At 66.8% G+C, this 11920-nt stretch carries 9 protein-coding genes; 4 read left to right on the top strand and 5 right to left on the bottom strand.

Annotated elements, in window-relative coordinates:
• Positions 1-2: 2 nt before the first annotated feature.
• From Q4P07_RS00905 to Q4P07_RS00885, 5 genes are read right to left on the bottom strand one after another with little or no spacing between them, the layout of a single operon-like run.
• A complete protein-coding gene (locus Q4P07_RS00905; protein WP_303373001.1) occupies positions 3-959 on the bottom strand; it encodes an MBL fold metallo-hydrolase in 957 nt (318 codons plus the stop codon).
• Complete coding sequence (locus Q4P07_RS00900; RefSeq protein ID WP_303373000.1) at positions 956-1768, bottom strand: ABC transporter ATP-binding protein; 813 nt, start codon at positions 1766-1768, stop codon at positions 956-958. The genes Q4P07_RS00905 and Q4P07_RS00900 overlap by 4 nt, the downstream gene beginning before the upstream one ends.
• Positions 1765-3648, bottom strand: coding sequence for a branched-chain amino acid ABC transporter ATP-binding protein/permease (locus Q4P07_RS00895; RefSeq protein ID WP_303372999.1), 1884 nt, complete (start codon positions 3646-3648; stop codon positions 1765-1767). Before Q4P07_RS00895 ends, Q4P07_RS00900 begins: the two co-directional genes overlap by 4 nt.
• Positions 3648-4517 carry a branched-chain amino acid ABC transporter permease gene (locus Q4P07_RS00890; RefSeq protein ID WP_303372998.1) on the bottom strand — a complete coding sequence of 290 codons (870 nt, stop codon included), beginning with the start codon at positions 4515-4517 and terminating at the stop codon, positions 3648-3650. Before Q4P07_RS00890 ends, Q4P07_RS00895 begins: the two co-directional genes overlap by 1 nt.
• Complete coding sequence (locus tag Q4P07_RS00885; RefSeq protein WP_303372997.1) at positions 4514-5728, bottom strand: ABC transporter substrate-binding protein; 1215 nt, start codon at positions 5726-5728, stop codon at positions 4514-4516. Before Q4P07_RS00885 ends, Q4P07_RS00890 begins: the two co-directional genes overlap by 4 nt.
• A gap of 84 nt (positions 5729-5812) precedes the next feature.
• Here Q4P07_RS00885 and Q4P07_RS00880 point away from each other — a divergent pair, with 84 nt between their 5' ends.
• The 4 genes from Q4P07_RS00880 to uvrC all read left to right on the top strand — a co-directional run bounded on the left by Q4P07_RS00880 (position 5813) and on the right by uvrC (position 11916).
• Positions 5813-6514 (top strand): IclR family transcriptional regulator, encoded by a 702-nt coding sequence (locus tag Q4P07_RS00880; RefSeq protein WP_303372996.1) that lies wholly within the window; start codon positions 5813-5815, stop codon positions 6512-6514.
• Between the two features lie 66 nt (positions 6515-6580).
• Positions 6581-9535, top strand: a complete 2955-nt coding sequence (gene uvrA / locus Q4P07_RS00875) for an excinuclease ABC subunit UvrA (protein WP_303373034.1) — start codon at positions 6581-6583, stop codon at positions 9533-9535.
• 10 nt (positions 9536-9545) lie between these two features.
• Positions 9546-9965, top strand: a complete 420-nt coding sequence (locus Q4P07_RS00870; protein WP_303372995.1) for a Rieske (2Fe-2S) protein — start codon at positions 9546-9548, stop codon at positions 9963-9965.
• The gene (gene uvrC / locus Q4P07_RS00865; RefSeq protein WP_303372994.1) at positions 9958-11916 is read left to right on the top strand and encodes an excinuclease ABC subunit UvrC; all 1959 of its coding nucleotides are present in this window, start codon (positions 9958-9960) and stop codon (positions 11914-11916) included. The genes Q4P07_RS00870 and uvrC overlap by 8 nt, the downstream gene beginning before the upstream one ends.
• Positions 11917-11920 lie beyond the last annotated feature (4 nt).

Raw genomic sequence — 11920 nt, 5'->3', positions numbered from 1 at the left:
GCTCAGCCTTGGAGCTGGGCCCAGATCTCTTGGTCGCGGTCGGCGGTCCAGATGACCGGTCGCTCGATTCCCGACAGTTCATCCCAGACGCGTGAGACGTCGAAGGGCAGAGTGTGCTCGAAGATCGGCCACCTGCCGTAGTCGTTGGCCAGCGCCGCATAGCTGGCGTCGAAGGCCTCCTTGAGCGTCCCACCCCGCTGGTGGACTCCGGAGACGGACTGGATCAGTTCAGTGAGGAAGTGCCGCGTCTGGTCGATGGCTGCGCCGACGGCCGCGCCGGAGACGACTCCTCCACGCCCCCCGACCAGGTGCTCGGCCTCGAAGGAGGAGATCTTGGCGAGCGCCGCGCCGGCCCAGTCGCGGTGAAAGGCGTCACCGGTGTAGAGCGCGGCCTGGGCTTCGACGAGGTCTCCGGCGAACAAGACCTTGTGTCGGGGGAGCCACGCGACGATGTCACCCTCGGTATGCCCGCGCCCGCAGTACTGCAGGACGAGGTCCCCGCGATCACCGCCGAGGGGGATGGTGAGCCGGTCGCTGAACGTCACCGTGGGCCAGGTCAGACCCGAGATTGACTCGGGTTCCTTGAACAGGCGCGGCATCCGGCCGTATTCGGAGTCCCAGTCCTGCTGTCCTCGCTCACGGATGAGCTCTCGGGTGAGCTCGTGAGCGACGATCTCCTGGGCCTGGAAGGCCGGGGCACCTAGCACGCGCACGGCGTGGTAATGGGACAGGACGAGGTAGCGCACCGGTTTGTCGGTATAGGTCCGCAGTTGGGTCAGCCATTCGTGGGCGGCAGCGGGGGTGGCCAGGGCCTCGAAGCAGACCAGGAAGTCTTCGCCCTCGATCGCTCCCACATTGGGATCACCCTGGGCGGTCCGCGCGTAGACCCCATCGGCGAGCACCTCGATGCTCGCTACCTTTTCCTCAAGGTCCTGGCTGGAGGCGAACGGCTTGCTCATGATTCTGTTCCTTCCGAGGGTGGTGAGACCACTCTCTTGTCATAAACCTCGACGGCGTGCACGAGCCGCTCGACGGTGCCCGAAGAGGTGGTCGAGGCTGTGCCGCCGAGGTAGGCGGCCTGCACGCGCGGGTCGTTGTCGAGCTCGGCAGGTGTCCCCTCGGTGAGCACTGTCCCACGCTCCATCACCACCGCGCGGTCCGCGACGGAGAACGCGGCCCGAAGGTTCTGCTCAACGAGCAGGACGGCGATATTGCGCTCTGCCCGCAGGGTCGACAGCGCGGCCATGATCTCGCCGACGACCTTGGGGGCCAGGCCGAGACTGGGCTCGTCGAGGACGACGACCGTGGGATCAGCCATGAGGGCGCGCCCGACCGCGAGCATTTGTTGCTCGCCCCCGGACATCGCGCCCGCCAGGAGGTTGATGCGTTCACCCAGCCGCGGGAAGAGCTCCAGGACGGTGTCGCGGCGCTCCCGGTAGCGGCCGTCCTTGCGCCGGTTCCAGCCACCGAGTTGAAGGTTGTCCTCGACGGTGAGGGAGGGGAAGACGAGCCGGTTCTCGGGCACGTGAGCCAGTCCGTGGGCCGAGATCTTCTCTGCTCCGAGCCGGGTCACGTCGGTATCCCCGAGCATGATCGTGCCGCCGGTGGGGTGCAGCAACCCGGAGACGCAGCGCAGGATGGTCGTCTTGCCGGCGCCGTTGGACCCGACGACGGCGAGGATCTCGCCCTGCTGGACGTCGAGGGAGACGCCGTGCAACACCCGGAGCCCGTCGTAGGCGGCGGTGAGGTTGGTCACGGTGAGGCTCATCGTTCGCCTCCTGAGGTGCTGGACAGGTCCTCGACTTGCGCTGCGGCGGAGCGGACGAGATTGTCGTCCTCCTCGCCGGTGCCCAGGTAGGCAGCGATGACAGCGGGGTTGGCGCGGATGGCGCGCGGCTTGCCGTGGGCGATCCGGACGCCGTCGTCCAGCACGTAGATGCGGTCCGCAAGGGCCATCACGGCGGCCACGTCGTGCTCCACGAGGAGGACGGACAGGCCAGCGTCTCGGACCTTGTTGAGCATCTGTGAAAGGTGATCACGCTCGGAACCAGACAGCCCGGCCATCGGCTCGTCCAGGAGTAATAGCGAAGGCGCGAGGGCTAGCGCGCGTGCGACCTCCACCTGCCGTTGCTGGCCAAAGCTCAGGGCCGTGATGGGCCGGTCCGCGTGACGGTGCAGCCCCGTGGCGGTCAGCACGCTGTCCACCTGCTGCCAGGTCCGGCGCTCCTCACCACGGTCGAAGCCGAACATCCCGGCCAGGAGACCCGCCTTGGTGCGCAGGTGCCGGGCGACCATCACGTTGCCGCGGACCGACGTGCTCTTAAATGTTTGTAGATTCTGGAAGGTGCGGGTCGCGCCCAGCGCAGCGATGGTGTTGGGCCGCTTGCCGGTGACCGTCGTGCCGTTGACCGACACGCTGCCTTCGGTGGGCGGCATCACGCCGGTGATGATGTTGAAGGCCGTGGTCTTGCCCGCACCGTTCGGGCCGATGAGTGCCACGATTTCCCCGGCGTCCACGTCGAGGTCGAAGTCGAGCAGGGCGGTCACCCCGCCGTAGCGTTTGGTCAGCCCACGCACCTCCAGCACGCGGCTCCCGGGGGGACCCACGTCAGCTTGGGCCAGCAACGCATCCAGCTCGGGCCCCAGTGCCTCCGGCGTCTCGGAGTCGTCAACGCCGGGGTCCTCGCGGATGCCCCGGACCCGGCGCCGGAGGATGTCCCAGAGCTGGGCTAGACCACCGGGGAGCAGGACCACGACCAGCACCAGCACCAAACCGAAGCCGAGCAGCTGGACTTCTCCGGACGCGCCCGGGATCAGGTGGGGGATGAGAGCGCGCATGCCCTCATCCATGGTCTCGACCAGGATCGCGCCGGTCAGTGCGCCCCAGATGGTGCTCAGACCGCCGAGCACGACCATGAGGAGGAAGGACACGGACAGCGGGAAGTTGGCGGACTCAGGGCTGACGACTGCGAGCCAGTGAGCGTAGAAGGCGCCAGCCAACCCGGCGTAGGCCGCCGCAAGGACGAAGACCTTGACGCGGAGCCGGAAGGTGTCGACACCGAGGCACTCGGCGGCGACCTCAGAGTCGTTGACCGCGCCGAGGGCGCGTCCGATCCGTGAGTGCTTCAGCTTGTCACCAAGAGCGACGGCGAGGACCACGACGGGAGAGATGAGCCAGAAAAATTCGGCAGGGGTGTTGTAGACCCGGCCGCCGAAGTCTGGTTTGGGGATGCCGTAGATGCCGGACGTCCCGCCCGTGTAGTCCAGCTCGCGGGCGACGATCGTGACGATGATGCCCAGGCCGAGCGTGGCGAGGGCGAGGAAATGTCCACGCAGCCGCAGCATGGGCAGACCGACGAGCAGCGCGACGACCATGGACATGAGCATCGAGACCGGGATGGCCATGAACATGTTCCAGTCGTGCTTGGTGACCAGGATGCCCTGGGTGTAGGCGCCGATGGAGAAGAACGCGGCGTGACCGAGGCTGACCTGGCCGGCCAACCCCATGAGCAGACTCAGGCCGACCGCAGCGATCGCGAAGATGAGGACGTAGACCCCGATGTTGACGACGCTGATGGGCGCGACCATTGGGAAGATGATGAGAGCGGCAATCAGGAGGGCGTAGGGGATGAGTTTCTTGACCGGCATCAGACCCGCACCCCGCTTCCGCGCAGCGCCAGCCCCTGCGGCCGGACCACCAGGACCAGGACGAGCACGACGAAGGCGACCGCATCGCGGTAGCCGCTGTCGAGATAGCCGGCGACCCAGTTCTCCAAAACCCCCAGGAAGAGTCCGCCGAGGAAGGCGACCCGGAAGGACACCAGGCCACCGAGGGTCGCGGCGACAAAGCCTTTGAGGCCCAGTGCCAGCCCGGACTCCCAGGAAGCGAAGTAGATCGGCGTCCCGATGACTCCGGCGACGGCACCGACCAGTCCGGCGATCGCGAAGGCAATCATGGTGGCCTTTTTCGGTGAGATGCCAACCAGGCGGGCCGCGATCGGCTGCTCGGCACAGGCCCGCAACGCCTTCCCGTAGAGCGTGTGCTCGTAGAACCACACGACGGCATACCCCAGTAGTGCGGAGATGCCCAGGATCCATAACTCCTGAGACCGGATGCTCACTCCACCGACGACGAAGTTGTGGCCGGGGAAGGGCTCGAGCGACTGCCCTTCGGGGCCCCACACCAGGAGCATGATGGCCTTCATCGCCGTAGAGACACCCAGGGTGAGGATGATCGACACCAGGGGCGTCATCTTCTTGACGGGGGCGATCGCGATGCGCTCGATGACGACCGAAACGATGACGACGAAGGGGACCACGAGCAGGATCGCTACCAACAGCGGCAGCCCGGACGCGACAGCGGTGATGGCCGCCAACCCAGCCAGGGACGAGTATTCGCCCTGAGCCAGGTTGACGATCTCGCGCACTGCGAAGACCGCGACAAAACCGAGCGCGACCAAGCCGTAAACGGCACCCTGCGCCAACCCGGAGAAGGTCAGCTGCAGGAAGTCGATCATCGGTTGCTGCCCTCCACCATCTTCCACTTCCCGTCCTCGACAGTGACGATCATGAGGGCTTCTTTAGTCAGACCGGAGTGGTCCTCAGGTGTCATCGTGAACACGCCCGAGACGCCTGGCCAGTCGGCCACCTTCTCGATCTGGTCGCGAAGCGCCTGCGGCTCCGTGCCGGCCTCGTCGATCGAGTTGACCGCGATCATGAAGCCGTCGTAGGCGTGGCCCGCGAAGGTGGACGGGCCCTTGTCGTAGGCCGCTTCGTAGTCCGAGATGAAGGTGGTCACGACTTCCTTCTGAGGGTCGTCGTCGTCAAGCTGGTCGGCGATGAGCATCCGACCGAGCGCTGCGCGCAGTCCGTTGGCGCTGTCGCCTGCCGCGTCGAGGAAGGCTTGGTTGCCGATGCCGTGGGACTGATAGACCGGCTTGTCGAGGCCGAGCTGAGCGTAGGCCTTCTGCGCGAGCGCGGCGGCTGGCGGAATGCCCCAGATGAGGACGGCGTCCGGAGCGCTGTTGCGGATGTTGACCATCTGGGCGGTGAAGTCCGTCGCATCGGGGGCGAACTTCTCCACCGCGACGACCTCGATCCCGGCGTCCTTGCCAATCTCGGTGAGCATCTCGGGGACGCCCTCGCCGAAGCCCGAGGCGTCCCGCGCGATGGCGATCTTGTGGTAACCGGATTTCTTCATGTCGTCCGCCATCCGCTCCAGGACAACGCGGTCGTTCTGCGCGGTCTTGAAGACCCAGGTGGAGCCGTCCACGATCTTCTGGTTGGCGGCGAGGGAGATCATCGGGATCTTGGCGTCCTCGGCGAGCGGCCTCATGGCGAGGCTGGGTCCGGTGCGCGAGGCACCGATCAGGATGTGGACCTTGTCGGAGGTGAGCAGCTTGCTGGTGGCCTTGGCGGCACCGTCCTCAGTGGACTGGTTGTCCTCGATGATGACGTCGAGCTGACGACCGTCGATCCCGCCGTCCCCGTTGACCTTCTTGGTCAGCATCTCGATGGTCTCGCGCTCGGCGACCCCCAGGCTGGCCCCCGCGCCGGTGATGTCGAGCACGACCCCCACCTTGATCGGACCCTCGTCCGCGGCAGCGCCACCGCCGGCTTGCGTCGAGGTGTCCTGATCAGGGCTCTGGGTCTCCTCTGCACATCCGGCCGTGGCCAGCGCGAGGCTGGCGACGGCGAGGACCGAGAAAATCTTGGGGTAACGCATCATTGCGATTCCTCACTTTGGGAGCTCTATAGTCGAGCAGCACGTTCGGTTGTCGAATACTCAAGAGACTAGAGGTCAGCAGACGCCATGACAAGGGACACGCGCGCACCACTGCCCCAAGGCGTCGGGTCGCAGACCCTCGATCGGGGACTGCATACCCTCGAGATCCTCGCGGGGGCTGCGTCGCCGTTGAGCGTCATCGAGATCGCCGAGCGTGCGGGACTGCACCGGTCGATCACCTATCGGATGGTGCGCACCCTCGAGCACCGAGGATTCATCGTGCGTGGGGAGGACGGCAGATACGTCGTCGGCGCGCGGCTGGCGGTGCTTGCCCGCGGGGTCGCCTCCACTCTGCGCGACGTGGCAGCTCCCAGGCTCGTGGAGCTGGCCGAACGCACCGGCAGGACCGCTTTTCTGGTAGTGCCGGAAGGCCAGCTCGCGCTGACTGTGCACGTCGAGGAGCCGCGGACGACGATGGCTCACATCGCCTACCGGCCGGGGGTGCAGCACCCGATCACCCAAGGTGCGCCCGGCCTAGCGATCCTCGCCGGCGAGGAGCCGCAAGCCGGGGAGCGCCCCGAGATCACGCTGGCCCGCGGTCGCGGGTGGGCACAGTCGCACGGTGAGGTCATCCCCGACTACCGCTCCTGCGCAGCGCCAATTCACGACGGTAGTGGTCGCTGCGTCGGTGCGATCGCCATCGTCTTCGTCGGCGCGGCACCCACCCCAGACTTGGGAGAGCAGGTCGTCGCTGCGGCCCGTGCAGTCGGGTCTGCGCTGCACGGCTGAGGGCGAGATCGCTCGGATGTGGGGTGTGTCAGTGCGGCGATCTACAGTGAGGTAGTGCCAACAGTCATGCCTACCTCCCGACCTCGCCACGACCGGATCGTGGTTCAGGGTGCGCGGGAGCACAACCTCAAGAACGTCACGGTCGACATCCCCCGTGATGCCTTCGTCGTCTTCACCGGGCTGTCCGGCTCGGGCAAGTCCAGCCTCGCCTTCGACACCATCTTCGCCGAGGGACAGCGCCGCTACGTCGAGTCGCTGTCGGCCTACGCCCGGATGTTTCTGGGTCAGATGGACAAGCCGGACGTCGACTTCATCGAGGGCCTGTCTCCCGCGGTGTCTATCGACCAGAAGTCGACCAACCGCAACCCACGCTCCACGGTCGGCACCATCACCGAGGTGTATGACTACCTCCGGTTGCTGTTCGCCCGCGTCGGGCGGCCTCACTGTCCCGTGTGTATGGAGCCGGTGGAGCGCCAGACCACGTCACAGATCGTCGACCGGTTGCTCGAGCTGCCCGAGCGCACCCGCTACCAGTTGCTCGCCCCCGTCGTGCGTGGCCGCAAGGGCGAGTTCGTCGATCTGTTCGAGGAGCTGCAGACGTCCGGTTTTTCCCGGGCGCGAGTCGACGGGGAGGTCATCACGCTGAGTGCGCCGCCCACGCTGGAGAAGCAGCGCAAGCACACCATCGAGGTCGTCGTCGATCGCCTCGTCGCCAAGTCGGCTGCCGACGGCTCGACGGACACGGCCTATGCCCGCCGGCTGACCGACTCCGTCGAGACGGCGCTGCGCCTGGCAGACGGGATCGTCGTGGCCGAGTTCATCGATGTGCCCGTCGAGGGGGGGGCACCGGTCGGCGATCGGCCGGTGCCCACGGACGCTTCCGGGGAGGTGCTGCCCCACGAGCGGCGGTTCTCCGAGCGGATGTCCTGCCCCAACGACCACCCCCTCAGCGTGGACGACCTCGAGCCGCGCAGTTTCTCGTTCAACAGCCCGTTCGGGGCCTGCCCGGTCTGTACCGGCATCGGTTCTGAGCTGGAGGTCGACCCTGAGTTGGTGATCCGCGGGGAGGACACCTCCATCGCGGAGGGCGCGATCATCCCCTGGTCGACGACCGCCGGCCTGAATGACTACTACAGACGGGTCCTGGGGGGGCTGGCCGATGATCTGAAATTTCGGCTCGAGGTGCCGTGGCGGCAGTTGCCGGCACGGGCCAAGGAAGCGATCCTGCACGGCTACCAGCACAAGGTGCATGTCCGCTACAAGAACCGATTTGGGCGGGAGCGGAGCTACTCGACGGGGTTCGAGGGCGTCGTCCCTTACGTCAAGCGCAAGCATATGGAGACCGACTCGCAAAACAGTCGAGAGCGCTACGAGAGCCTGATGCGGCGAGTGCCCTGCCCGGCCTGCCACGGGGCTCGCCTGAAGCCAGAGATCCTGGCCGTGCTCATCGGTGGCAAGAACATCTCCGAGGTCTGCGCGCTGCCCATCGATGAATGTGCGGAGTTTCTCGATGGAGTGGCCTACACACAGCGCGAGTCCTCGATCGCAGGCCAGGTCAACCGGGAGATCGCGGCGCGGCTGGGCTTCCTCCTCGACGTGGGCCTGGACTATCTCTCGCTCGACCGTCCCGCCGGGACCTTGTCCGGCGGCGAGGCGCAGCGCATCCGGCTGGCGACCCAGATCGGTTCTGGACTGGTCGGGGTCCTCTACGTGCTTGACGAGCCCAGCATCGGCCTGCACCAGCGCGACAACCACCGTCTGATCGAGACGCTGACCCGGCTGCGTGACCTCGGCAACACCCTGATCGTCGTCGAGCACGACGAGGACACGATCGCGACCGCTGACTGGGTCGTCGACATCGGGCCGGGTGCCGGCGAGCACGGTGGTGAAGTGGTGCACAGCGGCACGGTCGCTGACCTGCTGACCCACAAGACGTCCCTGACCGGGCAATACCTTTCGGGACGAAAGGCCATCCCGACCCCGACCTCGCGCCGTCCCCAGGACGGACGGCTCGTCACGGTCCGAGGTGCCCGCGAGCACAACCTTCACAACATTGACGTGTCTTTCCCGCTGGGCAACCTGGTCGCGATCACGGGAGTCTCAGGCTCGGGCAAGTCGACGCTGGTCAACGACATCCTCTACCACGTCATGGCCAACCAGCTCAATGGTGCGCGGCACGTGCCGGGCCGGCACCGCAAGGTCGAAGGGCTGCACCAGCTGGACAAGGTCGTGCACGTCGACCAGAGCCCGATCGGGCGAACCCCGCGGAGCAACCCCGCCACCTACACCGGCGTCTTCGACCACGTCCGCAAGCTCTTCGCTTCGACCCAGGAAGCCAAGGTGCGGGGCTACCTGCCGGGCCGGTTCAGCTTCAACGTCAAGGGCGGACGCTGCGAGGCCTGCTCCGGAGACGGCACCCTCAAGATCGAGATGAACTTCTTGCCGGACGTCTACGTCCCCTGCGAGGTCTGCAACGGCAAGCGCTACAACCGCGAGACCCTCGAGGTCCACTTCAAGGGCAAGACCATCGCCGAGGTGCTGGACATGCCCATCGAGGAAGCCTCGGAGTTCTTCGCGGCAGTCCCGGTGATCAGCCGCCACCTGACCACGCTTGTCCAGGTCGGACTGGGCTATGTGCGCCTGGGCCAGCCGGCCACGACGCTGTCCGGTGGTGAGGCGCAGCGTGTCAAGCTCGCGGCCGAGCTGCAGAAGCGCTCGACCGGGCGGACGATCTACGTCCTCGACGAGCCGACGACCGGACTGCACTTCGAGGACATCCGGCGACTGCTTGGCGTCCTCCAGGGCCTGGTCGACAAGGGCAACACCGTGCTCGTGATCGAGCACAACCTCGACGTGATCAAGTCTGCCGACTGGATCGTGGACATGGGTCCCGAAGGGGGCAACGGCGGGGGTAGCGTCGTCGTCGAAGGAACGCCCGAGAAGGTGGCCTCGCACCCAACCAGTTACACGGGCCGGTTCCTGGCCCCCTTGCTCGCCACCAACCGACGTACGAGTGCCTGAGGAGTTTGCCATGGACCAGCCCGTCACCTGCTGCCGCCGTCACCTTCTCCAAGCCGGTGGTCTGATTCTTGTCGCGGGCCCTCTCCTCGCGTCCTGCGGCGCTGCAGACTCCGCACCGGCCGCCACGACCGCGCCCGACGGGACGCTCCGGATCCCTACCTCGGCGGTGGCGGTCGGCAAGACCAGCTACGACAGCGAGCACAAGCTCATCGTGAGCCACCCTGCCGACGCGACCTTCATCGTGTTCGACTCGACCTGCCCCCACCAGGGCTGCGCGGTGTCCACGGTCAAGGACGGCCAGCTGGTGTGCCCGTGCCACGGAAGCATCTTTGACGCCGCCACCGGCGGCCTGATCGCGGGGCCCGCTCCCCGCGGCCTGACCGTGAAGCCGTCCACCGTGGAGGGCGAGGAGATCGTGATCGGTGGCTGACCCCTCCAGCTATCGCCCTGGACCGGGGGAGATCCCGACCGAGCCGGGGGTCTACCGGTTCCGCGACCAGCACGGGCGCGTCATCTACGTGGGCAAGGCCCGGTCGTTGCGTTCTCGGCTGTCGAGCTACTTCCAGGATCCAGCATCGCTGCATCCCCGCACTCGACAGATGGTCACTACCGGCGCGAGCGTCGAGTGGACGGTGGTGCGCAACGAGGTCGAGGCGCTCCAGCTGGAGTACTCCTGGATCAAGGAGTTCGACCCGCGGTTCAACGTCAAGTACCGCGACGACAAGTCCTACCCCTATCTGGCGGTCACGCTGGGGGAGGACTTCCCTCGCGCCCAGGTGATGCGCGGAGCCAAGCGCCCCGGCACTCGCTACTTCGGTCCCTACACGCACGCCTGGGCGATCCGCGAGACCCTCGACACGTTGCTGCCGGTCTTCCCCCTGCGGACCTGTTCCAAGGGGGTCTTCCGCCGCGCAGAGCAGGCTGGTCGTCCGTGCCTGCTCGGCTACATCGACAAGTGCTCGGCCCCGTGTGTCGGCAGGGTCACCGTCGAGGAACACCGCGAGATTGCCGAAGACTTCTGCGACTTCATGGCCGGCGACACACAACGCTTCGTCAAGCGACTTGAGGAGCGGATGCGCCAGGCGTCCGCCGGGCTTGATTTCGAGACGGCGGCCAGGATGCGCGATGACATCGCGGCGCTGCGTCGCGCGCTCGAGAGGTCTGCAGTGGTGCTCCCGGACCCCACCGATGCCGACGTCTTCGCCCTGGCTGACGACGAGCTGGAGGTCGCGGTCCAGGTGTTCCACGTGCGCGGTGGGCGCATCCGGGGCCAGCGGGGCTGGGTGAGCGAGAAGGGCGCCGAGAGCCTGGACTCCATCGTCGAGCACCTGCTCCAGCAGGTCTACGGTGGCGAACGCGGGGAGAACGTCCCGCGGGAGGTGCTGGTCCCCGTGCTCCCTACGGAAGTCGCCGATCTGCAGGACTGGCTTTCCCAGCTGCGCGGCTCCAACGTCAAGGTCCGCGTCCCGCAGCGCGGGGACAAAAGGACCCTGATGCAGACGGTCGCCCGCAACGCCCAACAAGCCTTGGCGCGACACAAAGTGGCGCGGTCGGGGGACCTGACGCTGCGCTCACAGGCGCTGCAGGAGCTGCAGGACCAGTTGGACCTAGAGGACGCACCGTTGCGGATCGAGTCCTTCGACATTAGCCACGTCCAGGGGACGGATGTCGTGGGCTCCATGGTCGTCTTCGAGGACGGCCTGCCACGTAAGTCCGAGTACCGCCGGTTCATCGTCCGGGAGGGGACCGGTGACGACACGGCGGCGATGCATGAAGTGCTGACCCGCCGCTTCCGGCACCTCGTCCAGGCACCGTCGCCCTCCGACGACTCCGTCTCCAGCCCTGCGGCGGACCTTGATGGGGCCGCCCCCACCGATGAGGTCAGGCACACCAAGTTCCGTTACCCACCCAACTTGGTCGTCGTCGATGGCGGTCTGCCACAGGTCAACGCCGCGCAGGCGGCCCTCACCGACGTTGGAGTCAATGACGTCACGGTGATCGGGCTAGCCAAGCGGCTGGAAGAGGTCTGGGTGCCGGGCCAGGAGTTCCCCATCGTCCTGCCGCGGACGAGCGAGGGCCTCTACCTGCTGCAACGTGTCCGCGATGAGGCGCACCGCTTCGCCAATACCTTCCACCGCCAGCGGCGATCCAAGTCGATGACCGTCAGCGAGCTGGACGGGATCCCCGGGCTCGGGCCGGCGCGACGGCAGGCACTTTTGGCGCGCTTCGGGTCGGTCAAACGCCTTCGTCGCGCCGAGCTCGAGGAGCTGGTGGAGGTTCCTGGTGTCGGAGCGGCAGTCGCGGCAGCGGTCCTCGCCAGGCTTCAGGGCACCGTGCAGCCTTCGGCGGTTAACCTGAGCACAGGAGAGGTTTTCGACTGACCCT

Origin of the sequence: Ornithinimicrobium sp., assembly GCF_030537745.1 — a bacterium.
GTDB lineage: Bacteria > Actinomycetota > Actinomycetes > Actinomycetales > Dermatophilaceae > Ornithinicoccus.
This window is presented reverse-complemented; position numbering and strand designations above follow the sequence as displayed.

What these genes read in the sequence shown, in the direction of transcription:
- uvrA (WP_303373034.1), top strand. Translation starts at nt 6,581, where the DNA reads ATGCCTACCTCCCGACCTCGCCACGACCGGATCGTGGTTCAGGGTGCG.
- Q4P07_RS00880 (WP_303372996.1), top strand. Translation starts at nt 5,813, where the DNA reads ATGACAAGGGACACGCGCGCACCACTGCCCCAAGGCGTCGGGTCGCAG.
- Q4P07_RS00890 (WP_303372998.1), bottom strand. Translation starts at nt 4,517, where the DNA reads ATGATCGACTTCCTGCAGCTGACCTTCTCCGGGTTGGCGCAGGGTGCC.
- Q4P07_RS00870 (WP_303372995.1), top strand. Translation starts at nt 9,546, where the DNA reads ATGGACCAGCCCGTCACCTGCTGCCGCCGTCACCTTCTCCAAGCCGGT.
- Q4P07_RS00905 (WP_303373001.1), bottom strand. Translation starts at nt 959, where the DNA reads ATGAGCAAGCCGTTCGCCTCCAGCCAGGACCTTGAGGAAAAGGTAGCG.
- Q4P07_RS00895 (WP_303372999.1), bottom strand. Translation starts at nt 3,648, where the DNA reads ATGCCGGTCAAGAAACTCATCCCCTACGCCCTCCTGATTGCCGCTCTC.
- Q4P07_RS00885 (WP_303372997.1), bottom strand. Translation starts at nt 5,728, where the DNA reads ATGATGCGTTACCCCAAGATTTTCTCGGTCCTCGCCGTCGCCAGCCTC.
- Q4P07_RS00900 (WP_303373000.1), bottom strand. Translation starts at nt 1,768, where the DNA reads ATGAGCCTCACCGTGACCAACCTCACCGCCGCCTACGACGGGCTCCGG.